The sequence below is a fragment of the Stutzerimonas stutzeri genome, assembly GCF_024448695.1.
GTDB lineage: Bacteria > Pseudomonadota > Gammaproteobacteria > Pseudomonadales > Pseudomonadaceae > Stutzerimonas > Stutzerimonas stutzeri_T.
Genome location: NZ_JAMOHY010000002.1, coordinates 37,612 through 60,666 on the forward strand (window position 1 = coordinate 37,612; position 23,055 = coordinate 60,666).

Genomic DNA, 23,055 nt, shown 5'->3' on the forward strand with positions numbered 1-23,055 from the left:
GATGCTCTCGCGTTCACAGTCCGGTTCGCATCACTTATAGTCGGCCCCCTCTTTCAATGACGCCTGCGTGCCAGGCCTCGGCCCAAGGAATCTCCGATGAAATTCGAAGGTACTCAGTCCTACGTCGCGACCGACGACCTGAAGCTTGCAGTCAACGCCGCCATCACCCTGGAACGGCCCCTGCTGGTCAAGGGCGAACCCGGCACGGGCAAGACCATGCTCGCCGAGCAACTGGCGGAATCCTTCGGTGCCAGGCTGATCACCTGGCATATCAAATCCACCACCAAAGCCCATCAGGGGCTGTACGAATACGATGCAGTGAGCCGCCTGCGCGACTCGCAGCTGGGTGTGGACAAGGTTCACGATGTGAAGAACTACATCAAGAAGGGCAAGCTCTGGGAGGCCTTCGAAGCTGAGGAGCGGGTCATTCTGCTGATCGACGAGATCGACAAGGCCGATATCGAGTTTCCCAACGACCTGTTGCAGGAACTCGACAAGATGGAGTTCTACGTCTACGAGACCAACGAGACCATCAAGGCGACCCAGCGACCGATCATCATCATCACCTCCAACAACGAGAAGGAACTGCCGGACGCCTTCCTGCGCCGCTGCTTCTTCCACTACATCGCCTTCCCCGACCGCGAAACCCTGCAGCGCATCGTCGATGTGCACTATCCGAACATCAAGCAATCGCTGGTCAGCGAAGCACTGGATGTCTTTTTCGATGTGCGCAAGGTTCCGGGCCTGAAGAAGAAACCCTCCACCTCGGAACTGGTCGACTGGTTGAAGCTGCTGATGGCGGACAACATCGGCGAAGCGGTCTTGCGCGAACGCGACCCGACTCGTGCAATCCCCCCGCTGGCCGGAGCCCTGGTGAAGAACGAGCAGGACGTGATGCTGCTCGAACGCCTGGCCTTCATGACCCGCCGCCAGAGCCGCTAGCTGTCCCCGCGGGGTCTTATCTGGAGGAACAACCATGCAAGCCTATACCGGCAAATGCCTCTGCGGCGTCGTGCGCTACCGCATCGACGCGCCCATCGATGAGCTGACCCATTGCCATTGCAGCATGTGCCGCAAGGCCCACGGCGCCGCTTTTGCCAGCTATGCGAGCGTGCCGCTGGAGGCTTTTCATCTCACGTCCGGCAAGGACCAATTGGGCGTCTACCATTCCTCCGAACACGTGACGCGCACCTTCTGCATCCGCTGCGGTTCGAATCTGCAGTTCGTCGACAATCGCGAGCACGAGCTCGGCATCGCCGTGGGCACACTCGATTCACCCTTGCCCGCCCCGCCGCAGTCGCACATCTTCGTCGGCTCGAAGGCCGACTGGTACGAGATTCGCGATGGTCTTCCCCAACACGATGGCGACAGCAGCAGCTGATCGCCGCCCGTAATTGCGCGCGCTGGCGCGCCCAGAGGTTCTGCAATGCTGCTTGGCCTGTTCAACGAAATGCGTGCCGCCAAGGTACCGGTATCGGTGCGCGAACTGCTGGATCTGATCGACGCACTGAAGCATCGTGTGGTCTTCGCCGACATGGACGAGTTCTACTATCTGGCGCGCACCGTGCTGGTCAAGGACGAGCGCCACTTCGACAAGTTCGACCGGGCCTTCGGCGCCTACTTCAACGGCCTGCAGAACCTCGACCAGCATCTGGAAGCGCTGATTCCCGAAGAGTGGCTGCGCAAGGAATTCGAGCGCAGCCTGACCGATGAAGAGCGTGCGCAGATCCAGTCCCTCGGTGGCCTCGACAAGCTGATCGAGGAATTCAAGAAGCGCCTCGAAGAGCAGAAAGAACGCCACGCCGGTGGCAACAAATGGATCGGTACAGGCGGCACCAGCCCGTTCGGCTCCGGCGGCTACAACCCCGAAGGCATTCGCGTAGGCGATGCGGGCAAGCGCCAGGGCCGGGCGGTCAAGGTCTGGGACCAGCGCGAATACAAGAACCTTGATGATCAGGTCGAACTGGGTACGCGCAACATCAAGGTCGCCCTGCGTCGCCTGCGCAAGTTCGCCCGCCAGGGCGCGGCGGACGAGCTGGATATCGACGGCACCATCGACCATACGGCGCGCGATGCCGGCCTGCTGAATATCCAGATGCGCCCTGAGCGGCGCAACGCGGTGAAGCTGCTGATCCTGTTCGATATCGGCGGCTCGATGGATGCCCACGTCAAAGTCTGCGAAGAGCTGTTCTCGGCCTGCAAGACCGAGTTCAAACACCTCGAATATTTTTACTTCCACAACTTCATCTACGAGTCTGTGTGGAAGAACAACTTCCGCCGCACTGCCGAGCGCACTCCGACCCTGGACCTGCTGCACAAGTACGGCCAGGACTGGAAAGTGGTGTTCATTGGTGACGCGGCGATGGCGCCCTATGAAATCACCCAGCCAGGCGGCAGCGTCGAACACTGGAACGAAGAGGCCGGCTACGTCTGGATGCAGCGCTTCATGGAAAAGTACAAGAAGCTCATCTGGATCAACCCCTACCCGAAGGATACCTGGGGTTATACGACGTCCACCGGCATCATCCGCGAGCTGGTGCAGGACCGCATGTATCCTCTGACCCTGAGCGGACTGGAAGAAGGCATGGCGTTTCTTGCGAAATAACCAGAACGGGGTAGCCATGAGCTGTGCCTTCCCCTGACTATATGCGCAACGACACAGGCGACGGATGGCACTCTGCATCAAAGCTGCCTACCCTCATCGCCATGACAGCAATCATGCCCTACACAGAACAACATGGTTCGCCCACACCGCCCCGTACCTGCAGTCAGTTGGTGCGGCTGGTCATCTGCTGGCTACCCATCTATTGGCTGACAATCGTGGCTGCCAGTGCCCAGGCAAGCTCACCGCTGCACCTGAAACTGGGAGGTTCGCCGGACTCTATCGCCTATGCTCGACTGCTGCTGGGAGGTGCGCTGGAAGCCATCGGCCAGCATGTAACAATCGAGGAGGTGGCCGACAACGACAACATTCCCATGACTCGCCTGGAAGTCATGCTGAAGCAGGGCAACATCAGTGCCTTGATTCTCGGACGGACGGCTGAGCGCGATCGCAAATTCCTTCAAGTGCCGGTCGGCATGACCGCCAATCTGGTCAACCAGCGCATCCTCTTCATCTCGAAGGGCAGCCAGCCAGACTATGATCCGGTACGCAGCCTTGAAGACTTCCGCCAACTGGGCAAGATCGCTGCCATGGGCGAAGCCTGGGCAGACCGGGCCGTCTGGGAAAGCAACGACCTGCCGCTGGCATCCATCAGCGGTGACTGGCGGCGGCTCTACCGGATGGTAGCCTCAGCCTCACGCGGGTTCGACTACCTGCCCCGTGGCGTGCATGAAATGAGTCAAGAGTGGCAGTTGCACTCCGAGCTGGAAGTGGAGCGCCATCTGGTGTTCGTTTACGAGCAGGATCATATTCTCTACGTCTCACCCACCCAGCCCGAACTGCATCGGCTACTGCATGAAGCACTGTTGGCAGCCAGAGATGCCGGACTGATCCAGCGGCTGGCCAAGGAACATTACGCCCAGGTATTCAAGCCACCCGTAAGCCTGCAGAAACGACACCCCATTCATCTTCGCTCTGCTGCGCCGTAAAGCGCCCTGCCCACCTCAGCGAAACAGCTGCTGCCGACGACGCGGAAACAACAGCCCGCGCAGCAGCAGGAAGATACTTTCGCCAATCCAGGCTGCGAGCAATGCCCAGCTCAGCCCCCAGGCAATCGCTTCCGGCGCCAGCATCACCTGGAAGCGGTAACTGCTCCAGACCTGATTGCGAATGTCCTGCTCCGCGCCGAACAGCACATGCCAGGCCTGGGTGTACCAGGGGCCTTGCATGAAGCGCCATTCGCGCTCCAGCAACTGCGCCCGCTCCACCAGCCCGGCAACACTCTGCGCATCACTCTGGATCACCGGATCGTCACTGGCCTGATAGTGTTCGACCAGTGCATTCAGATCGCCTCCAAAGAAACGCCCTGCGGTCGCCTCGAAGCCCTGCAGCCCCTGTTGCGCCTCCAACCAGCGGGCCTCGACATGATTGGCATAAGACTGGATGAAACCTGGCACTTGCACACCAATCAACAGGCCGAGGGCAAACAGGCTCAGACGCAAATAACTTCTCAGCATGCCGCCACCTGCCCGCGTGCGACACACTCGCCCCGTTGCCAGAGTGTCCACTCTCCCGGCTGATGGATATCCCATTGCTCATTGTCGGTCAGCGCCTCGGTCGCCAGCACCGTGACCACATCTTCAGGCGTGGTTTCAGCATTGAAGTCCACTGTCAGCTCGGCATCCTTCAGTTGAGCCGGCCCGAAGGGTGCGCGCCGGGTGACCTGCGCCAGCTTGGTGGTGCAGAAACTGAACAGCCATTCGCCATTGCTCAGCAGGCAATTAAAGACGCCGCTGGCACGGTATCCGGCGCAGGCATCAAGCAGATGCGGAAGCAGATCCGGGGCCTCCACACGATCAGGAAAATCGCTGCGTACGCGGTTGAGCAAGTCACAGAACGCGGCCTCGCTGTCGGTGTCACCCACTGGCCGATAGAAGCCTTTGGCCGGTGCAAAATCGGCTAGCTGACCATTGTGGGCGAAGCACCAGTGCTGCCCCCACAGCTCACGCACGAAAGGATGAGTGTTGACCAGCGCCACCTTGCCGACATTGGCATGCCGAATATGCCCGATCACCACTTCGCTCTTGATCGGATAGCGCTGCACCATCTTTGCCACTTCCGACTCGCAACTGGCTACCGGGTCCTGAAACAGTCGCAGGCCTCGCCCTTCGTAGAAAGCGATACCCCAGCCATCCTTGTGTGGGCCGGTGCGCCCACCACGCTGCATCAACCCGGTAAAACTGAAATGAATATCGGTGGGAACATTGGCGCTCATGCCGAGCAATTCACACATCGCGATCTCCGGGCTATTTCATGTCACAGACGGGGTTCGGTTCTGGTCTGGTAGCGATTTGCGGGGCTGTAGACCTCGTCGTCTGCTTCGGTCTCGTCGAGGCGCTCACGCAGGGTGCGTGAATCCTCATCGGCGACAGCGGCTTCGCGCCGACGTTTGAGGTTGCGTTCAATCGGCCAGCGCAGGGCCACCAGTGCCGCGTACAGAGCAAATGCGATCAGCCCGTACAGCGCCAGATCAGCGACTGCTCGCCAGGCATTGGTGCCGACTCCAAACAACAGATCAAGCGCCGTAATGGCTACCGCAGGGGCGAAAAGCTCCCGCGCGGGATCGACGATGGTCGGCGTCAGCAGCAATACAGCGACGATCAGTCGCAAGGGTTCGCGCAGCCAACGCCAAAGAGGTCGGGTCATGCGGAACCACACCAGCAGGCAGCCCAGCGCAGCCACTCCGTAGGCCGTCCAGGCAAGCAGATATTCATTGGCGATCAGGAACATGGAAGTCTCTTGTATGGGTCGTAGCGCACACCGGCATTGACGCCGCGCATGATAACAGCCAGAAGCCCTCTGCCCTCACTTCTGCAATGCAATAGCACTGGCCACCCCGCTTTCAACGCCGTATAAACGCGAAAACAAAAGCGGTACAAGAGCCCATACTCACCGTAACCGGCACAGCCAGGAGAGCCCCATGACCTACCAGCATATTCTGGTCGCTATCGACCTCACCGACGAATGCCACCCGGTCGTTGCACGAGCCCAGGCTCTGGCAACGGCGAGCAACGCCAACCTGGCGCTGGTGCATGTCATCGAACCCATGGCCATGGCGTTCGGCGGCGATGTTCCGATGGATCTTTCGATGCTCCAGCAGCAACAGTTCGATCAGGCCCGCGAACGTATTGCCGGTTTTGCCGACAGCTACCCAGGCCTGGGTGCCGAACAGCAGCACCTGGCGTATGGGCAGCCTCGCCAGGAAGTCCACCGGCTGGCCAAGGAAAACAATTGTGATCTCATCGTGGTGGGCAGCCATGGCCGCCATGGTTTAGCGCTGTTACTTGGCTCCACTGCCAACGACATTCTGCACGGTGCACCCTGCGACGTACTTGCGGTGCGCCTGAAAAAAGCCGAGTGAGCCTTGTACTGGCTCAGGCGACTTCCACACCCTCGCCGGCGCTCATCACCAGCGGCCTGATCTTTTGCAACTGGGTTTCCAGGGAGTAGGTCAGGCTGGATGCCATGGAAAAGAACGTGAGGAAGGCCTTCAGGTTGGAGTCACCGTGGCAGGTGTCATGAATGCGCTGCCAGAAGGCCTGATTGACCAGTTGCAGCTGCTGGAATGAGCGCACCAGGCCGCGCAACTCCCAGTCGGCATGCCGGCCTTCGCGCAGGTTGAAGTACTGCCTGGCCAGGTACAGCGAAACGGCCCGCAGCACGAACTCATGATTGCTGGCGAAGGGCAGATGCTGTTGCGCCATGGGCTTGAGCCTCCCCAGAACCGGGCAGGCACTGGTCGCCATGATCACACCAAGCAACGCACGCAGCCCCTCATCCAGCCCGACCAGCTTGGTGTATTCACGCTCCGGCGTGCGCACCCAGACCAGCGCCTTCTTGACGGCCGGCAGCCCCTGGAAATCCTCGACAACACGATGCAGGTCCACCGCCGCGGGACAATGGCTGAAGTCGTCCTGGCTTAACGGACAGTTGACGCAACGCTGATGCTCAAGGCGCGTCCATTTTGGCGCCAGGCTCGCCGCATCCCTGTCGTACTCACGATCCAGCTCGATCCGATAATTGAAAGAGTGCTCGTCATCCAGGGTGATCCGATACTCAATAGCCATTGATGCTCCGTCATGATGGCAAAACAAAATCAGCACTTAACTACGACCCGACCCGGAGGACATTGATCCAACTCATGCAGTCGCATTGAATGACTACCTTTGAGGCTACTGCAGCGTCCTGACGCTCTGCTTATTCCTCCAGCTCGGCCCAGCGCTCCAGCAATCCATCCAGTTCCAGCTGCAGCGCCTCCAGGCGAGCCAGGACCGCAGCCGAAGTTTCGGCTGACTGCTGATAAAACGTCGCACCGGAGATTTCACCCTGCAGCGCCTCGATGGCCTTTTCAGTCTCGTCGATCCTGCCGGGAAGCGCTTCCAGCTCGCGCTGTAACTTGTAGCTGAGTTTCTTCTTGGCCGGTGGCGCCTCGGTTACAGCCGGCACACCTGCAGCAGCCGTGGCACTGGCCTTGGCTTGCTTCGCTTCAGCCACGGTTTCGGCCACACCCAGCAAGCGTGGCGAGCCGCCCTGGCGCAACCAGTCCTCATAGCCGCCGACGTACTCGCGTACAACACCGTTACCCTCGAACACCAGCGTGCTGGTGACCACGTTGTCGAGGAAGGCGCGATCGTGGCTGACCATCAGCACGGTGCCCTGGAAGCTCAGCAGCACTTCCTCCAGCAGCTCGAGGGTTTCCACATCAAGATCGTTGGTCGGCTCATCGAGTACCAGCAGATTGGCGGGCTTGCTGAACAACCTGGCCAGCAAGAGCCGTGCCCGCTCGCCACCAGACAATGCCTTTACAGGTGTACGCGCGCGTTGCGGGCTGAACAGGAAATCACCGAGATAACTCAGCACGTGGCGGCTCTGGCCATCGATGGTGATGAAGTCGCGACCTTCGGCGACGTTGTCGATAACGGTTTTTTCCAGATCCAGTTGGTGACGCAACTGGTCGAAATATGCCACTTCCAGCTTGGTTCCGGCCTCAACCTTGCCGCTGGCCGGCTGCAGATCCCCCAGCAGCAGCTTGAGCAATGTGGTCTTTCCGGTACCGTTGGCACCCAACAGACCGATGCGATCACCCCGCTGCAAAACCATGGAAAAGTCATGGATCAGCGGCTCGCCACCCGGATGGGCGAAACCGACATGCTCGACGACGATGACCTGCTTGCCGGATTTCTCTGCCGTTTCGATCTGGATATTGGCCTTGCCTTGCCGTTCGCGACGATCGCTGCGCTCGGCGCGCAGAGCCTTGAGCGCACGCACGCGCCCCTCGTTACGGGTGCGGCGGGCCTTGATACCCTGACGAATCCAGACTTCCTCCTGCGCAAGTTTCTTGTCGAACAATGCGTTGGCAGTTTCTTCTGCCGCCATCTGCTGTTCCTTGTGCACCAGGAAGCTGGCGTAGTCGCCATTCCAGTCGATCATGTGGCCACGGTCGAGTTCGAGAATGCGCGTGGCCAGATTCTGCAGGAAGGCACGGTCGTGGGTAATGAACAGCACGGCGCCATTGAAGCCCAGCAACGCTTCTTCCAGCCAGGCAATGGCGCCGATATCCAGGTGGTTGGTCGGCTCGTCCAGGAGCAACAGGTCAGGCTCGGACACCAGCGCCTGGGCCAGTAGAACGCGCCGACGCCAGCCGCCGGACAACTCGGCCAGGGTCTTGTCGGCAGGTAGCTGCAGGCGACTCAGCGTACTGTCGACCAACTGCTGCAAACGCCAGCCATCCTTCGCCTCGAGCGCTTGCTGAACGTGCATGAGCTTGTCCAGATCAGCATCATCGCGAATGTTCTGGCTCAGGTGATGGTACTCGGCTAGCAGCTGCCCCACGCCGGACAGGCCTTCAGCCACCACATCGAACACCGTGCGTTCGTCAGCCAGTGGCAATTCCTGAGGCAACTCGCCAATCTTCAACCCCGGCGCACGCCAGATTTCGCCGTCATCGGGCAGCTGGCTACCCTTGACCAGGCTCAGCATGCTGGATTTGCCCGTGCCGTTGCGGCCAATGATGCAAACCCGCTCACCTCGCGCAATCTGCCAGGACACGCCATCGAGCAGGGGATGGGTGCCGTAGGCGAGGGACACATCGGTCAACTTGAGCAGGGTCATGGCTACCTCCGGGAAACAGGGCGCGCATTCTAGCAGACCGCCGGCAAACTACCTGCCTTGCCATCGCGTGACTTGCAGGCAGAACGCCAACTTTGACCCGGCAAGCCGAAGCCCTTTATCGGAAGTCCGACTTTGTTTGTTTCAAGAGCTTAATCCGCATTCAACTACCTGACAGGGCACGTTAAGCTAGCCGCAGAACCCTCCCTGCCCCGTTTCCGGAAGTATCATGCGCGGTCGCCTCTCCAGTTTCTGTTTCTGCCTGTTGCTCGCCACCGTCATCTCCCAGACCACCCATGCCGCCAGCCTTGAGCAACAACGTCGCTATTACGACGAGGCCAAGCAGGCGTTGGCCAAGGGTGACAGCGGGCCCTACCGCCGTTACGCCAGCGCACTTCGGGACTATCCCCTGGAACCGCACCTGGCTTATGACGAACTGACCGCCCGACTGAAAACCGCCGGCAACGATGAAGTCGAGAAATTTCTCGCCGAGCACGGCGACCTGCCCCAGATCAGCTGGATGAAACTGCGCTGGCTGCGACTGCTGGCCGCTCGCGGCGACTGGCAGCCCTTTGTCAGGCACTACGACCCCAAGATGAACTTCACCGAACTCGACTGCCTGTTTGGCCAGTACCAGCTTGCCAATGGCCATACGCAGCAGGGCTACGCCACCGCACAGCGGCTCTGGCTGGTTGGCAAGTCGCAGCACAATGCCTGTGACCCGCTGTTCGAACGCTGGAGTGCTGCCGGGCAACTCACCGAGGACCTGCGCTGGCAGCGTCTCAAGCTGGCCGTCGAGGGTGGCAACTACGGCCTGGCCGCTTTCCTGGCGAAAAATCTGCCGACGCTGAAATCCCAGGGCGAACGCCTGATCGAGGTTGCGCAGAAGCCGCAACTGCTGAACCAGCCTGAACGCTTTACTCCAGCCAGCCAGGCCACGGGCGATATCGTCTCGATCGGCCTGCGCCGCCTGGCACGGCAGAATCCCGAACAGGCACTCGCCCTGCTCGATGGCTATGCACGACGTCTGTCGTTCTCATCGGAAGAAAAGGTGGCCATCGCCCGGCAAATCGGCCTGACCCTGGCCAAGCGCTTCGACGCCCGGGCGCTGGCGGTGATGGCCGATTATGACCCGCAACTGCGCGATAACACGGTCAGCGAATGGCGCGCACGCCTGTTGCTGCGCCTGGGTCGCTGGGATGAGGCTCATGCCCTGACCCAGCGTTTCCCCGACGAGCTGGCCAGCAGCAACCGCTGGCGCTACTGGAAGGCCCGCAGCCTGGAATTGGCGCAACCCAATGGCACACAGGCCGCCCGGCTCTACCAGCCCGTCGCTGCCGAGCGGGATTTCTACGGGTTCCTTTCCGCCGACCGCATCCAGGCGCCTTACACCTTCAATCACCAACCCCTGAAGCTGGACCCCAAGGTGGTGCGCAAGGTGCGCAACACCGCCGGCATTCGTCGCGCCCTGGAATTTCACGCGCGCGGACAGATCGTCGATGGTCGTCGCGAGTGGTATCACGTCAGCCGCTTGTTCAGTCGCGATGAGTTGGTGGCCCAGGCGCGCCTGGCCTATGACATGGAATGGTATTTCCCGGCGATCCGCACCATCAGCCAGGCACAGTACTGGGATGATCTGGATATCCGCTTTCCCATGGCCCATCGCAGCAGCCTGCTCAACGCCGCGAAGGCACGGGAGATCCATCCAAGCTGGGTTTTCGCCATCACCCGCCAGGAAAGCGCCTTCATGGCTGATGCCCGTTCCCACGTCGGCGCCACGGGCCTGATGCAGCTGATGCCGGCCACCGCGCAGGAAACCGCCAGGCGCTTCAACATCCCGTTGTCATCACCGCGACAGGTTCTCAACCCCAACACCAATATCCAGCTGGGCACGGCCTATCTCAGCCAGATATACGGGCAGTTCAAAGGCAATCGGGTGCTCGCCTCGGCAGCCTACAACGCCGGGCCGGGCCGGGTACGCCAGTGGCTGAAGAACGCCGAACATCTGCCATTTGACGTCTGGGTTGAGAATATCCCATTCGATGAAACCCGCCAGTACGTGCAAAACGTGCTGACTTACTCTGTCATCTACGGACAGAAGCTCAATTCACCGCAGCCACTGATCGAGTGGCACGAACGCTACTTCGATCAATAAATGCGGGCTTCTGCAATTAAGGAAGGCGCTTCGGAACCGGGAGCCTTTCAGCCAGCCTCGTCCAGCAGGAGACGCTCACGAACGACGTCGACCAGCTTCTCGGGCTGAAATTTGGACAGGAAGTTGTTGCAGCCGACCTTTTTCACCATTGCCAGGTTGAAACTGCCAGACAGAGACGTGTGCAGGACCACGTGCAGATCGCGCAGACGCGGATCATTGCGAATCTCGGTAGTGAGACGATAGCCGTCCATTTCCGGCATTTCCGCATCGGTGAAGACCATCAACAATTTGTCCGTCAGCACCTCTCCGGCATCGGCCCAGGCCTTGAGCTTGCCCAATCCTTTCAGGCCATCGCTGGCGGTGTGCACGATGATGCCAAGCTGGCCGAGCGTTGAGCGCAACTGCGCCAGCGCCACGCCCGAATCGTCAACGCAGAGGACTTCGCGACCCTTGGCGTGCTCGAGCACCGGGTCGGCAAGACGCTCTGGGGAAATACTGCTGTCATACGGGACGATCTCGGCGAGCACCTTTTCGACATCGATCACTTCGACCAGCTGGTCTTCGACCTTGGTGATGGCCGTCAGGTAATGCTGGCGGCCTGCAGTCGCGGGTGGCGGCAGCACCTCTTCCCAGTTCAGATTGAGAATGCGATCCACACCGCCAACCAGAAAGGCCTGAACGGAGCGGTTGTATTCGGTGACGATAATGGTGCTGTTCTCATCGGGCACCAGCGGTCGCAAGCCGATGGCACGCGACAGGTCGATAACCGGCAGCGTTTGCCCACGCAGATTGACCACACCACAGACCGAACCATGACGATGCGGCATCAGTGTCATCTTCGGAAGCTGCACCACTTCCTGGACCTTGAACACATTGATGGCGAACTTCTGTCGGCCCGAGAGCCTGAACATGAGAATTTCCAGACGATTCTGGCCTACCAACCGGGTGCGTTGATCGACTGAATCGAGAATGCCGGCCATGGGTGGCTCCTTGCTGAATACGAGACATAAGTGGCTATCGGCAGCAAGGCTCGACGCTTTATGTGGCCCAGCACCAATTCATATAACGCATCATCGGTCCGGCCAGCCAATAGCGCAATGCCATCATGCAGTTTCCAGCCTCAGCGCAGCAGATCACCCGCTTCTCGCGCAGCTTCACCCAGCAAGGGACAATCAACAGGCAGATGAAGGCGCAGAGCCCTGGGCCGAACAGAAAACCGCATGCGCTTTGCTGCCGCCGGTTCGCCATCGAGGTTGATGTCGATCTGCTCCGGCGCCTCGATCTCAAGCCAGGGCAGGCGCGCATTCACAGAAACGCTGTCGATCCCCAGCAAGCCTCCGCTCAGCAGCGTACCCAGAGTTCCCACGGTATCGGCCGGTGCCGGAACGATGCACAAATCGAGCAGACCGTCATCGACCAGCGCCTGCGGACAAAGCTCCTGCCCGCCCCCAGACTGGCGACCATTGCCGATGCCCAGCGCCAGAAAATCCCCTTCCCAGGTGAAATCCGGTCCGGCAAATCGTCCCCAGGCCGAACGGATTTCACTGAAACGGGACAGGCCGGTCAGCAGATAGGCGCCGCCACCCAGGACTTTCTTCAGCTCCTCGGATGTGCTGGCAGTCACCTTTGAACCAAAGCCGCCAGTGGCCATGTTGATGAACGGCTCGCCGTTCATCTCGCCGACATCGACCAACACCGCCGGACGTTCCAGCAGCGCCAGGGCATCAAAAGGCTCCAGCGGGATACCAGCGGCCTGGGCGAAATCATTGGCAGTACCCAATGGCAGCAACGCCAGGCTCGCGTCAACACCCGTGTCCAGCAACGCCTGAGCAACCTCACGCAACGTGCCGTCACCACCGCCGGCAACCAGCGTCCGATAGCCCGCCTCCAGTGCCTCTTGAACCAGGCGCTGAGCATCGCCGGGCTCCCACGTCACTCGCACAGCCAGATGCCGGTCCAGCTGACGCCAGGCGTTGACCGCCGCGCGCACTTCGTCATTGAGCGCCTGTTTGCCATGAAGAATCAGCAACGCACCGGATACGTTCATGACCATTGCTTTCCTATAGTTGATCGACTGTGAGCGCTTCGACACAAGCCGCGGACGAAGCGTCGACAGACCCTAGGACTCGCCGGCAGGCAATAAGTTGTGGCATTGCCGGCCCCACTTAAAAGCCGCGCCGCGACCAGCGCTCATCAGCGTCCAGCTGAATCCCCGAGCGCCTCGCCGCGTACGATTTATTGCTTTTATTTCAACCGTTTGGATTGCCTGCTTAATTCCTGCCAACAAATTGCCACTTTACGCGCCGGCGCTGAACTCATTTCACGGGGGGCGGTCGGAGCATTTGTCCGGTTAAAGCTTGCACAGCGGCCTGTCATTCAGAACCGCGTTCGCGGCGGTCAAACCAGAACATTGAGCTGACAATAGCCGAAGGAAGGAGCCTTGTATGCGCTTACAGTCCGTTGGAACCCTTGAGTACGCCCACCCCAGTTTCATCGATTACTTTCTTGCCAGCATTCGGCTGATCCACGGACTGACGGCGGTCTTGCCGGGCGTTCTGCTCCTGCTGTTTCTCCCCATTTCCGGGAGCACCTTCAGCACCTTCCTGATGTTTTTCGGCGTGATCAGCGTCGTGATATTCCAGTCGGTAGGCATCTACAGCGAAGAGGTGTTCAGCACCCTGTTGCGCTTTCGCACCATGCTGGTGGCCTGGGCCGCAGCATTCAGCCTGCTGATTTTCATGCACCAGGGGCTCGGCATGTTCCGCTACCTGGAAACCGGACATCTGGTGTTCTGGTTTTTCACCAGTGCCATTCTGTTCGGCGCCGAGCGCTTGCTGATGCTCGCACTGTTTCGTCGTCTGATGGCCAAGGGCGTATACCTGCAGAACGCCGTGATTCTCGGCGGCACCGACAACGGTGTGCGCGTGGCCGAGTACCTGGCCCATCATCGCGACATTCGTACCGGCGTTCTCGGCTTCATCGACGATCGCCTGGAACGACTGCCAAAGGAGCTTGCCAATCTGCCGTTGCTGGGCAATACCCGCGACCTGGAGCAGATGATCCGCGAGGAGAAAGTCACACAGGTGCTGGTCGCCCTGCCCTGGTTCGCTGATAGCCGGATCGGGCAGGTGATCAACGAACTGCGCAAGCTGCCGGTCAATGTGTTGCTGGTCCCCGACATGGTTGCCTTCCGCCATGCCAACAAGCGCATCACCGAAGTTGCAGGCCTGCCCACGCTGATCGCCTCTGACCTGCCGTTGCGCGGCTGGTCACCGATGTTCAAGCGTATCGAGGACATCATCCTCTCCAGTCTGGCCCTGCTGGCAGCCGCGCCGGTGATGCTCCTGCTTGCCCTGGCGATCAAGATCGACTCCCCCGGCCCGGTGCTGTTCAAGCAGAAGCGCTATGGCTACAACAACCGGCTGATCGAGGTCTACAAATTTCGCTCGATGTACCACGCCCGTTCGGATGCCAATGCCGAGCGCCAGACCACTCGTGACGACGACCGCATCACCCGTGTCGGGCGCTTTATCCGCAAGACCAGCCTCGATGAGTTGCCACAGCTGCTGAACGTGTTCCTGGGCAGCATGTCGATGGTCGGCCCACGTCCCCATGCGACGGCGACCAAGGCCGCTGGCGTGCTGTTCGAAGACGCCGTATCCGAATATTCCGCACGCCATCGGGTCAAGCCGGGCATCACCGGCTGGGCGCAGATCAATGGTTATCGCGGTGAAACCGACACCCTGGAAAAGATCGAGAAACGCGTCGAGTACGACCTGGATTACATCGAACGCTGGTCGGTCTGGTTCGACATTTACATTCTGGCTCGAACCATTCCCGCCCTGCTGTTCAACCGGGACGTTTACTGACGTAACGCCGTGCGCAAAGGAATGAACCCATGAAACAAGCCGCTATCCAATATCTGTCCTGGACACTTCCAGTCTCACATGTCGTGAGGCAGTGAGATGTTCCAGAACATATTGATTGTCTGCGTCGGCAACGTCTGCAGAAGCCCGGCAGCTGAAGCGCTGCTGTTACACAGACTTCAGGGCAGAGGCCCATCCGTCAGTTCGGCTGGCATAGGCGCCCTGGTGGGAAACCCCATGGACAGACTCGCTCAACAGGTGCTGCAGGAACACGGTCTGGAACATGCGAGCCACCGTGCCCGGCAGGTCGACAGCGAACTTCTGCACCAGGCCGACCTGATTCTGGCCATGGAGCAGGGCCATATCCAGCACCTGCGCCAGATCGCCCCTGAAGTACATGGCAAAACCTTCCTGATGGGCAAATGGCTGGACGACATGGAGATTCCCGATCCATTTCGTCAATCCAAACCCGCTTTCGACCACGTTCACAGCCTTCTGACGCAAGCCGTCGAAAGCTGGCTTCCTTACCTTGAATAAGAAGAAGGAACTTCAATGACCACCATGCCACGCCCCATTTATGAGACCAAAGAGGACAAGGACATTGATCTGGCCCACCTCTTCGACACCTTCCTCAACAACCGGGGCATCATCGCTGCGATAACCGGCTTTTTTGCGGTGCTGGGTATTGCCTATGCACTGCTCAGCACGCCGGTGTACCTAGCCACCGCGATGATCCAGATCGAAGCCAAAAGTGGACTGCCAAGCCTGACCGATGTCGTCGGCACCGCGCCGGCGGTATCCCCTGCCCAGACGGAAATCGCACTGCTCAAATCACGCTCCGTAGTGGGCGGCGCAGTGGAAGCGCTCAATCTCGACATCATCATCGAACCGCGTCACTTCCCGTTGATTGGCGGGTTTATGGCACGCAACTTCGAACCGACCGAAGAAGGCGAGCTGGGCTGGTATCCGGCCGGTTTCGAATCCTATGCCTGGGGCGGTGAGACCTTGCGCATCTCCCAGCTCATCGTGCCGGACAGCATCCATGGTGAAGATCTGACCCTGGAAGCCGCCGACGGCAATGGCTTCATCCTGCGCGACCCGGACGGCGAAGTGGTCGCCCAGGGCGTTGTGGGGCAGCCGGTGGAAACGCCCGACTATGGCATCACCGTTGCCGAACTCAATGCTCGCCCCGGCACCACTTTCAACGTGGTCCGCAATCGCACCTACGCCACCACCGAGGACTACCAGAAGCGCCTGTCCGCTGGTGAGCGCGGCAAGCAGTCCGGCATTCTCGGCGTGTCCCTGGAAGACACCGACCCGGCCAAGGCAGTCCTGGTGCTGGAAGAAGTGGCCACACGTTATGTGCAGCAAAACATCGCGCGTAATGCCGCCGAGGCAACCCAGAGCCTGGAGTTTCTCAGCGAGCAGATCCCCGAGGTCCGCAAGAACCTCGACGCTGCCCAGACCGCTTTGAACCAGTACCAGACCGGCAATCGCTCCGTGGATATCACGGCTGAAACCCAGTCGGTGCTTGATCGTATCGTTGATCTGGAAAAACAGATTTCCGAACAGCATCTCAAGCGGACCGAGATGGAGCGGCGCTTTACCCGTCAGCATCCGAATTTCCAGGCGCTGATGAACCAGATCAATCAGCTGCAGACCCAGAAGACAGAACTGGAAAAACAGATCAGCACCCTGCCCTCGACCCAGCAGGAACTGTTGAGGCTGACCCGTGATGTCGAAGTCTCGTCCGAAACCTACGCGATGCTGCTGAACAAGACCCAAGAGCTGGACATCATCCGCGCCGGCACCGTGGGCAATGTGCGCATCGTCGATCACGCGGCTGCCGACATCGACACGCCCCTGAAGCCGAACAAGCCGCTGGTGGTGATCGTTGCGACCCTGCTTGGCGGGCTTCTCGCAGTCGCCTTCGTCTATGTGCGCGAAGCGCTCAAGCGCGGCGTGGAGAACCCTGAGGAAATCGAGCGCGTCGGCATTCCCGTCTATGCGGCCATTCCATTCAGCGAAAAGCAGGGCCTGCTGGAAAAGCGCCTGGCCAATTTCAAGCGTGACAAGAGCAGCGCCTCCTATCTGCTGTCGATCAATGACCCTGCCGATCTGGCCACCGAGGCCATGCGCAGCCTGCGCACCAGCCTCCACTTCGCCATGATCGAAGCCAAGAACAACATTCTGATGATCACCGGGCCGAGTCCTGCGGTGGGCAAGTCCTTCGTCACCAGCAACCTCGCCGCCGTGATTGCGCAATCGGGCAAGAAGGTGCTGCTGGTCGATGCCGACATGCGCAAAGGCTATCTGCACAAGGTCATGCGCTGCCAGGGCGACAAGGGTCTCTCGGATATTCTTTCAGGCCGCATCACGCTGTTCGATGCCATCCAAAAGACGCCGCTGCACAACCTGCACGTGATTGCCCACGGCCAACTGCCGCCTAACCCGTCGGAACTGCTGATGCACGAGAATTTCTCTCGCTTCGTCAAGGAAATCAGCGGCATGTACGACCTGGTGATTTTCGATACACCGCCCATTCTCGCAGTCACCGATGCCGCCCTTGTCGGCAGCCAGGCTGGCACCACGCTGATGGTGACCCGCTACGGCCTCAACGGCATCAAGGAGATCGAACATGCCAAGCGTCGTCTGGAACAGAACGGCCTGCTGGTCAAGGGCGTGATCTTCAACGCCGTGCTGCGCAAGGCATCCAACTACAGCGATTACGGCTACTACCAGTACGAATACAAGGCCAAGTAAATCACTGGCTACTTGTCGAGCCGACCTGCTGCGCTGCCCACCTGACGGGCAGCGTTACGCACCCGCTGGCTGTCGGCAGACCAACCACAGGTACACCATCATGCTTTCGTCTTTCCCTCGCACAATAAAGTACGTGGCGGCGCTCTCGCTGGTCGCCTGCAGTTCAGGTGCACTGGCTGAGGCCGGTATCGATCTGATCGGCATCAACCTGTCCGGCGCCAACTTCGCCCCGCATATCACACCGGGGAAAGTCGGCACGAATTACTTCTATCCGGAAAAGAAGCATTTCAAGTATTACGCCGAGAAAGACATCCGCCTGATTCGCTTTCCTTTCATCTGGGAGCGGCTGCAACACGACCTGAACAAAGGCATCAACTTCGACCAGATGCGCATGCTCCGAAAGACGCTCGACCTGGCTGCACAACAGGGCCAGAAAGTCATTCTGGATATGCACAATTATGCCCGCTACAAAGACCAACTGATCGGTTCGCCCGAAGTGCCCTACTCGGCCTATGCGAGTGTCTGGCGCCATCTGGCTGAGGCATTCAAGGACCATCCCGGCCTGTACGGTTACGACATCATGAACGAACCCCATTCCACTGAGGGCCTGTGGCCAGGTGCTGCCCAGGCCGCAGTCGATGCCATTCGTGAAGTCGATATGCAAACGCCGATATTCGTCGAGGGTGACCGCTGGGCCAGCAGTTATCACTGGCGACGGGTCAACGAGGACTTCCTGCTGAAAGACCCGGCAGACAACCTGATCTATTCGGCGCACATCTACTTCGACACCGATCACTCCGGACGCTATGCCGAGGAAGAAGTCATCGATCCCATGCTGGGCGTAGAGCGCACTCGCCCCTTCGTGGAGTGGCTAAAGGAACACGGCCAAAGGGGCTTCCTCGGCGAATACGGTGTACCCGGCCACTCCGAGTCGATGCTTGTGGCCATGGACAACATGCTTGCCTACCTCAATGAACACTGTATTCCCAGCGCTTACTGGGCCGGCGGGCCAGGCTGGGGCGAGTACGTGCTGGCAGTCGAACCCATTGACGGCAATGACCGGCCCCAAATGCATATTCTGCAAAAGCATATTGCCAATGACTGTAAGGCCATCGGCCCTGCACGCTGAAAGAGAAAGGCGAAAGGCCACTGTCGAGCGCCTGCATCAGCTACAAATATTTGCTTCAAACGACGCAACGCCCATGTGAACGGGATGTCCAACCTTGCGTTCGATCAGCTCACCGGCCATCGATGCCTTTCGTCATGGATATGAGGCATACATTGGAGCGATCTGATTGAGAGCAGGACAAAGACGCAATGGCTACATAGAAGTACATGGGCGTGTTGCGTGGCAGGCATGTTCAAAAGGAAAGTGCACCCAAGGAATCAGGTGATGACCACCATCAACTCAAAATTTTTTTACCTGCCACTGGTTACGCTGGCATTCTTCCTGCACTTTTCCGTGCTGGGCGACAGCACTCACAACCCCATCGGCTTCAAATTTCTAAACGAAGCCTATCTGGCAATTTGCCTTGGTTTATCCATGCTGCTGATTCTCGCTTCCACCGAGGAGTCGGCACGGGAATACCGGGTGCTCATGTATTACGCATTTTACAGCGCCTTAATCTTTATTCTACTGCCTGCCATCTTTGCTTATTACACCTACGGGCAGCCCATCATCTACGGGCTGATAGAAGAACGGCGGGTACTCTTCGCCTTTGGCTTCGTACCCCTGCTCCTGCTCGCCAAGCAGGTAACGACCCTGCAATTCGAGCGCGCACTGATCTACGCAGCATTAATCGCAGTAATCCTCTCCTGGCTTTTCAAGTTCGGTCTGATCCCAGACTTGCGAACGGAACAAACCGCTTGGGACCGACCTGATCGCTCATCGATTGGCCCTTTCCTGCTCTGCTTCACCTACTTCTACTGCATCCAGACCTGGGCGGCAGGAAAATCCCCGATCAACGGGGACAATCGCCAGAAACTTTTCTATCTGATCATTGCTGCGCTGATATTGCTAACCCTGGTATTCGCCACCCAGACGCGCCAGCTGATCGTCTTGTGCCTGGCCTTTACTTTGTTCTGCCTGAAAACCAAGGCCTTTGGATGGGCCATTTCACTGTGCGTGCTGCTGTCACCCTTCTACTTCTATCCATCGTTGCTGGAAATTCTGGGGGTCAATCTCGAATTCTATGAAAGCAATCTGGAGCAAGGAATTGAAGACAACGTACGCTCCAATACCATCGCATCCATCTTCGGCCATCTTGGACTGGTTAAATGGTTACCCAGCGGGTCCCTGTCATTGATGTGGCAGGACGGCTTCATTCCGTACTTTGGCGAACACTTCTTTCTTTCCGACGTTGGCATCATAGGAACATTTTTCCGTTTCGGCCTCCTGAGCTTCATTCTGATACCGCTGACACTCTATATCTATCAGCGTATCGCTCGGAATATACATGCCGACATGCGCTTCACCTATGCGGTCATTCTCGCCTACATGGTGATCTGGCCTCTCAATGCTCTGCTCGAATATACGCAGCAGGTTTTCGCCGTGCTTTTCGTAATACACGCTCTAAGAGCGCGCCATCTCCGCAGCAAGGAACGAGCACATGAACGTCGCACTTATTCTCAACTACAAAGCTGCTACTGAGACCATCAGCTGTGCTGAAAGCATACTTGCGCACTGCGGAACCCTCGATCATATCGTGATCATCGACAATGATTCGCAGGATGGTTCTGCAGTAGCCCTGCAACAATGGCTGGAGGAAAAGCAGTATTCCAATGTCACCCTGCTCAATAATCCTGAAAACAGCGGTTATGCAGGCGGCAACAACTATGGTTTGCGCTGGGCCATGGCAAACCTGCAGCCTGCCTATTTCTGGGTCGTCAATAACGACACCTATGTAGACAGTGATGCATTTTCTCCCCTGCTGGACGCACTTCGGCAGAATGAGCGGCAATTCGTCGGCTCACTGGTTCTGAGCGCCGATACCGGACGGCTGGAATGCTATGGCGGTGGAAAACTCTACCCGATCCTTGGAAAGGCCCGCCTGCTCGGAAAAAACCAGAGTATTGAAGCCATGCAGCAGCAGGGCTTCCAGCACAACCCTGATTATCTGATGGGTTGCAGCCTTGCCTTTTCTGCAGAACTGACAAAAGAAATCGGCTTGATGGATGAACGCTACTTCATGTACTTCGAAGAAGTCGACTGGCAGTATCGCGCCCGTAAACATGGAGTCTCTATCCAGGTCATACCGGAAAGCCGGTTGTATCACTATGGCTCGCTCAGCCTGGGTAGCCGCTCGGCGTTCTATCACTATTACCGCAATCGTGCCGCCACTCGTTTCAATAAGCGCTTTTACGGATCGGGCTTCGCACTTGTTTCCGCATTTCTTCTATCGGCCGTCACCACCATCAAGGAGTTTAAAAATCCGACTCTTGCGTGGTCGGGTATCAAGGGCGCTTTCAAGGGAGTAGCAATGAGTGTCAAGTGATACTACAGCCTTCGGCATAAACTTTTATTCCGGCAACAAGAAAACGTTGTTGACCTGTATCCGCGAGGGTGTCAAACAGCCCTACTCGTTCGTGGTCACGCCCAATGTCGATCATCTGGTCCAATTGGAACACGACGATGCCCTGCGTGATGCGTATGCAAAAGCGCGCTGGAGGCTATGCGATAGTCGCATCCTGCTCTCGCTGCTGGATCGACTGGGCATACATATCGAGGAAGCCATTCCGGGAAGTGATCTGACACTAGATCTTCTGCAATGGGCAAACGACGACAACCTGCGCGTGGTACTGATCGGTTGTTCGACTGCCGAAACACAGAAACTTCGTGCCCTGTATCCAGGCATTGTCCTTCATCACTACAACCCGCCCATGGGTTTTATCAAAAAGCCGGAAGAAGTTCAGCGCTGCCTGCAATTCGTCCGTGACAACCCGTCGGAACTGGTGTTGTACGCCGTCGGCACCCCTCGCGGGGAGATATTGGCCGCAGCCACCCAGCCCCATGAACGCACCGGTATGGGCTTCAGCATTGGTGCTTCCATTGCCTTTGCCACCGGCACCATCAAACGGGCCCCGCTGTGGATGCGCGAATACAAGCTCGAATGGCTGCACCGCATGTGCCTGGAGCCGCGGCGACTGGCAAGACGCTACTTCCATGACGCGCTGTTTATCGTGCCGGCGTATTGGCGCGAAAGAAATCTGAGACACAAGGCCAGCCCCGCCAAGCAGGAGTCCTGAAGTTCTTGGCCTCTGACTGAACACCACTGGCCCTTCAAATCTAATGCAGGGAAGTAAATGAAAGCGCTGATTACGGGCATTACGGGCTTTACCGGTCGCTACATGGCGGAAGAACTCGCGGCGCACGGCTACGAAGTTCACGGTCTGAGCTATCGCCCTCCGCAGGGCAAACTGCCAGCGAGCATTGCAGCCATTCATTGCTGCTCGCTGCATGATTCACAGACATTGCAAGACTTGCTGCTGGAATTACGTCCTACGCATGTGGTGCATCTGGCGGCGGTATCTTTTGTGGCGCATACCGATGCCGACGCCATCTACCAGGCCAATCTCATTGGTACCCGGCACCTTCTTGAAGCATTGCGCTCGATCAGTACGGATCTTGTCGCAGTCATTCTTACCAGCAGTGCGAACGTATACGGAAATACCGAAGGCGTGCTGGAAGAATCCTCCACTCTGGCGCCGGCCAACGACTACGCAGTCAGCAAAACCGCAATGGAATACCTGGCGCGGCTGTATGACCGGCATTTGCCTCTGATCATTACCCGCCCGTTCAATTACACGGGAATAGGCCAGCCTGAACACTTCCTGATTCCCAAGATAGTTGCGCACACACGTCGCCACGCCGAGGTCATCGAACTTGGAAATCTGGATATTGCCAGAGACTTCTGCGACGTCCGCCATGTTGTGCGCGCCTATCGCCGTCTTCTCGAAACACCCGAAGCGATTGGAGAAACCATCAATATCTGCTCGGGCACTGCCCACACCTTGCAGTACGTTCTCCAGCAGGCCGCATTGATATCCGGTCATCAAATGGAAGTCAGGATTAATCCCGCCTTTATACGCAGCGCCGACGTCAAAAATCTGTTCGGCTGCAAAGCCAAACTGACCCGATTGATTGGCGAACTGAAGCCGATAGAACTGCGCGACACCCTGCGCTGGATGATTGAAGCGTCTGAAACAACGGTTTAAAGCAGGTTTGAGTCATGACCTGTGGATACAGGAACAAGAAAGATCAGGTCGCGCATTGCTGCAGTTTTCAGCGCACAGCACATCGCAATCAATTTGTTTCCATTGGTCCTGAACCCCGCCGAAACACAACGGTCTATGACTTCTGTGAGCGGCAAGGCCATCTGATTTCGAGGCTGTCGCCACATCGGCCCATAGCTGTCAAAGCCACTCCTTGAATCATCGAGTTGCTATGGCTGATGAATATGACTAGCCGGTTACATTCGATTTCTGATGTCACAAGCGATAAG

Annotated in this window: 21 protein-coding genes; 14 read left to right on the top strand and 7 right to left on the bottom strand. The window is 58.4% G+C overall.

Going from position 1 to position 23,055, the window contains the following annotated elements; translation table 11 throughout:
* Window positions 1–96: 96 nt before the first annotated feature.
* The 4 genes from NAV32_RS02315 to NAV32_RS02330 all read left to right on the top strand — a co-directional run bounded on the left by NAV32_RS02315 (window position 97) and on the right by NAV32_RS02330 (window position 3,591).
* Entirely contained in the window at window positions 97–942 is an 846-nt protein-coding gene (locus NAV32_RS02315; protein ID WP_256051192.1) for an AAA family ATPase, read from the top strand.
* 34 nt (window positions 943–976) lie between these two features.
* The gene (locus NAV32_RS02320) at window positions 977–1,381 is read left to right on the top strand and encodes a GFA family protein (RefSeq protein ID WP_256051193.1); all 405 of its coding nucleotides are present in this window, start codon (window positions 977–979) and stop codon (window positions 1,379–1,381) included.
* 45 nt (window positions 1,382–1,426) lie between these two features.
* Window positions 1,427–2,605, top strand: a complete 1,179-nt coding sequence (locus NAV32_RS02325; RefSeq protein WP_256051194.1) for a vWA domain-containing protein — start codon at window positions 1,427–1,429, stop codon at window positions 2,603–2,605.
* 113 nt (window positions 2,606–2,718) lie between these two features.
* Entirely contained in the window at window positions 2,719–3,591 is an 873-nt protein-coding gene (locus tag NAV32_RS02330; protein ID WP_256051195.1) for a hypothetical protein, read from the top strand.
* Between the two features lie 15 nt (window positions 3,592–3,606).
* Here NAV32_RS02330 and NAV32_RS02335 read toward each other — a convergent pair whose 3' ends face one another.
* From NAV32_RS02335 to NAV32_RS02345, 3 genes are read right to left on the bottom strand one after another with little or no spacing between them, the layout of a single operon-like run.
* Window positions 3,607–4,119, bottom strand: coding sequence for a DUF2937 family protein (locus NAV32_RS02335; protein WP_256051196.1), 513 nt, complete (start codon window positions 4,117–4,119; stop codon window positions 3,607–3,609).
* Complete coding sequence (locus NAV32_RS02340; protein ID WP_256051197.1) at window positions 4,113–4,895, bottom strand: class II glutamine amidotransferase; 783 nt, start codon at window positions 4,893–4,895, stop codon at window positions 4,113–4,115. Before NAV32_RS02340 ends, NAV32_RS02335 begins: the two co-directional genes overlap by 7 nt.
* A 23-nt stretch (window positions 4,896–4,918) precedes the next feature.
* Window positions 4,919–5,392: an MFS transporter gene (locus tag NAV32_RS02345; protein ID WP_256051198.1), complete on the bottom strand. Its 474-nt coding sequence runs from the start codon at window positions 5,390–5,392 to the stop codon at window positions 4,919–4,921.
* 190 nt (window positions 5,393–5,582) lie between these two features.
* On the opposite strand from NAV32_RS02345, the gene NAV32_RS02350 reads away from it, so the two are divergent.
* Window positions 5,583–6,023, top strand: a complete 441-nt coding sequence (locus tag NAV32_RS02350) for a universal stress protein (protein WP_256051199.1) — start codon at window positions 5,583–5,585, stop codon at window positions 6,021–6,023.
* A 13-nt stretch (window positions 6,024–6,036) separates the two neighbouring features.
* Here NAV32_RS02350 and NAV32_RS02355 read toward each other — a convergent pair whose 3' ends face one another.
* Both NAV32_RS02355 and NAV32_RS02360 read right to left on the bottom strand, forming a co-directional pair.
* Window positions 6,037–6,729 carry a DUF6901 family protein gene (locus NAV32_RS02355; protein ID WP_256051200.1) on the bottom strand — a complete coding sequence of 231 codons (693 nt, stop codon included), beginning with the start codon at window positions 6,727–6,729 and terminating at the stop codon, window positions 6,037–6,039.
* Window positions 6,730–6,859: 130 nt separating this feature from the next.
* The gene (locus NAV32_RS02360) at window positions 6,860–8,773 is read right to left on the bottom strand and encodes an ATP-binding cassette domain-containing protein (RefSeq protein WP_256051201.1); all 1,914 of its coding nucleotides are present in this window, start codon (window positions 8,771–8,773) and stop codon (window positions 6,860–6,862) included.
* Between the two features lie 226 nt (window positions 8,774–8,999).
* Between NAV32_RS02360 and NAV32_RS02365 the strand changes: the two genes are divergently transcribed.
* Entirely contained in the window at window positions 9,000–10,925 is a 1,926-nt protein-coding gene (locus tag NAV32_RS02365; protein WP_256051202.1) for a transglycosylase SLT domain-containing protein, read from the top strand.
* A 47-nt stretch (window positions 10,926–10,972) separates the two neighbouring features.
* Here the strand turns inward: NAV32_RS02365 and NAV32_RS02370 are convergent, their stop codons facing one another.
* Complete coding sequence (locus NAV32_RS02370) at window positions 10,973–11,905, bottom strand: chemotaxis protein CheV (protein ID WP_256051203.1); 933 nt, start codon at window positions 11,903–11,905, stop codon at window positions 10,973–10,975.
* A 140-nt stretch (window positions 11,906–12,045) separates the two neighbouring features.
* A complete protein-coding gene (gene yegS, locus NAV32_RS02375) occupies window positions 12,046–12,972 on the bottom strand; it encodes a lipid kinase YegS (protein ID WP_256051204.1) in 927 nt (308 codons plus the stop codon).
* A gap of 397 nt (window positions 12,973–13,369) precedes the next feature.
* Here yegS and NAV32_RS02380 point away from each other — a divergent pair, with 397 nt between their 5' ends.
* The 8 genes from NAV32_RS02380 to NAV32_RS02415 all read left to right on the top strand — a co-directional run bounded on the left by NAV32_RS02380 (window position 13,370) and on the right by NAV32_RS02415 (window position 22,768).
* Window positions 13,370–14,794 (top strand): undecaprenyl-phosphate glucose phosphotransferase, encoded by a 1,425-nt coding sequence (locus NAV32_RS02380; protein WP_256051205.1) that lies wholly within the window; start codon window positions 13,370–13,372, stop codon window positions 14,792–14,794.
* Window positions 14,795–14,890: 96 nt separating this feature from the next.
* Entirely contained in the window at window positions 14,891–15,328 is a 438-nt protein-coding gene (locus NAV32_RS02385) for a low molecular weight protein-tyrosine-phosphatase (protein ID WP_256051206.1), read from the top strand.
* Between the two features lie 15 nt (window positions 15,329–15,343).
* Window positions 15,344–17,554: a polysaccharide biosynthesis tyrosine autokinase gene (locus NAV32_RS02390; protein ID WP_256051207.1), complete on the top strand. Its 2,211-nt coding sequence runs from the start codon at window positions 15,344–15,346 to the stop codon at window positions 17,552–17,554.
* 100 nt (window positions 17,555–17,654) lie between these two features.
* A complete protein-coding gene (locus tag NAV32_RS02395; protein WP_256051208.1) occupies window positions 17,655–18,683 on the top strand; it encodes a glycoside hydrolase family 5 protein in 1,029 nt (342 codons plus the stop codon).
* A gap of 264 nt (window positions 18,684–18,947) precedes the next feature.
* The gene (locus NAV32_RS02400; RefSeq protein WP_256051209.1) at window positions 18,948–20,204 is read left to right on the top strand and encodes a hypothetical protein; all 1,257 of its coding nucleotides are present in this window, start codon (window positions 18,948–18,950) and stop codon (window positions 20,202–20,204) included.
* Window positions 20,164–21,048, top strand: a complete 885-nt coding sequence (locus NAV32_RS02405; protein WP_256051210.1) for a glycosyltransferase family 2 protein — start codon at window positions 20,164–20,166, stop codon at window positions 21,046–21,048. Before NAV32_RS02400 ends, NAV32_RS02405 begins: the two co-directional genes overlap by 41 nt.
* Window positions 21,049–21,064: 16 nt before the next feature.
* Window positions 21,065–21,799 (top strand): WecB/TagA/CpsF family glycosyltransferase, encoded by a 735-nt coding sequence (locus NAV32_RS02410; RefSeq protein WP_423836412.1) that lies wholly within the window; start codon window positions 21,065–21,067, stop codon window positions 21,797–21,799.
* A 57-nt stretch (window positions 21,800–21,856) separates the two neighbouring features.
* Window positions 21,857–22,768: a GDP-mannose 4,6-dehydratase gene (locus tag NAV32_RS02415; protein ID WP_256051212.1), complete on the top strand. Its 912-nt coding sequence runs from the start codon at window positions 21,857–21,859 to the stop codon at window positions 22,766–22,768.
* The last annotated feature ends 287 nt before the right edge of the window (window positions 22,769–23,055 follow it).

Excerpts from the sequence above, each read along its gene's own strand:
- NAV32_RS02360 (WP_256051201.1), bottom strand. The coding sequence starts at position 8,773 with ATGACCCTGCTCAAGTTGACCGATGTGTCCCTCGCCTACGGCACCCAT.
- NAV32_RS02365 (WP_256051202.1), top strand. The coding sequence starts at position 9,000 with ATGCGCGGTCGCCTCTCCAGTTTCTGTTTCTGCCTGTTGCTCGCCACC.
- NAV32_RS02315 (WP_256051192.1), top strand. The coding sequence starts at position 97 with ATGAAATTCGAAGGTACTCAGTCCTACGTCGCGACCGACGACCTGAAG.
- NAV32_RS02400 (WP_256051209.1), top strand. The coding sequence starts at position 18,948 with ATGACCACCATCAACTCAAAATTTTTTTACCTGCCACTGGTTACGCTG.
- NAV32_RS02345 (WP_256051198.1), bottom strand. The coding sequence starts at position 5,392 with ATGTTCCTGATCGCCAATGAATATCTGCTTGCCTGGACGGCCTACGGA.
- NAV32_RS02330 (WP_256051195.1), top strand. The coding sequence starts at position 2,719 with ATGCCCTACACAGAACAACATGGTTCGCCCACACCGCCCCGTACCTGC.
- NAV32_RS02370 (WP_256051203.1), bottom strand. The coding sequence starts at position 11,905 with ATGGCCGGCATTCTCGATTCAGTCGATCAACGCACCCGGTTGGTAGGC.
- NAV32_RS02395 (WP_256051208.1), top strand. The coding sequence starts at position 17,655 with ATGCTTTCGTCTTTCCCTCGCACAATAAAGTACGTGGCGGCGCTCTCG.
- NAV32_RS02390 (WP_256051207.1), top strand. The coding sequence starts at position 15,344 with ATGACCACCATGCCACGCCCCATTTATGAGACCAAAGAGGACAAGGAC.
- NAV32_RS02380 (WP_256051205.1), top strand. The coding sequence starts at position 13,370 with ATGCGCTTACAGTCCGTTGGAACCCTTGAGTACGCCCACCCCAGTTTC.
- NAV32_RS02320 (WP_256051193.1), top strand. The coding sequence starts at position 977 with ATGCAAGCCTATACCGGCAAATGCCTCTGCGGCGTCGTGCGCTACCGC.
- NAV32_RS02350 (WP_256051199.1), top strand. The coding sequence starts at position 5,583 with ATGACCTACCAGCATATTCTGGTCGCTATCGACCTCACCGACGAATGC.
- NAV32_RS02405 (WP_256051210.1), top strand. The coding sequence starts at position 20,164 with ATGAACGTCGCACTTATTCTCAACTACAAAGCTGCTACTGAGACCATC.
- NAV32_RS02385 (WP_256051206.1), top strand. The coding sequence starts at position 14,891 with ATGTTCCAGAACATATTGATTGTCTGCGTCGGCAACGTCTGCAGAAGC.
- yegS (WP_256051204.1), bottom strand. The coding sequence starts at position 12,972 with ATGAACGTATCCGGTGCGTTGCTGATTCTTCATGGCAAACAGGCGCTC.
- NAV32_RS02415 (WP_256051212.1), top strand. The coding sequence starts at position 21,857 with ATGAAAGCGCTGATTACGGGCATTACGGGCTTTACCGGTCGCTACATG.
- NAV32_RS02335 (WP_256051196.1), bottom strand. The coding sequence starts at position 4,119 with ATGCTGAGAAGTTATTTGCGTCTGAGCCTGTTTGCCCTCGGCCTGTTG.
- NAV32_RS02340 (WP_256051197.1), bottom strand. The coding sequence starts at position 4,895 with ATGTGTGAATTGCTCGGCATGAGCGCCAATGTTCCCACCGATATTCAT.
- NAV32_RS02355 (WP_256051200.1), bottom strand. The coding sequence starts at position 6,729 with ATGGCTATTGAGTATCGGATCACCCTGGATGACGAGCACTCTTTCAAT.
- NAV32_RS02325 (WP_256051194.1), top strand. The coding sequence starts at position 1,427 with ATGCTGCTTGGCCTGTTCAACGAAATGCGTGCCGCCAAGGTACCGGTA.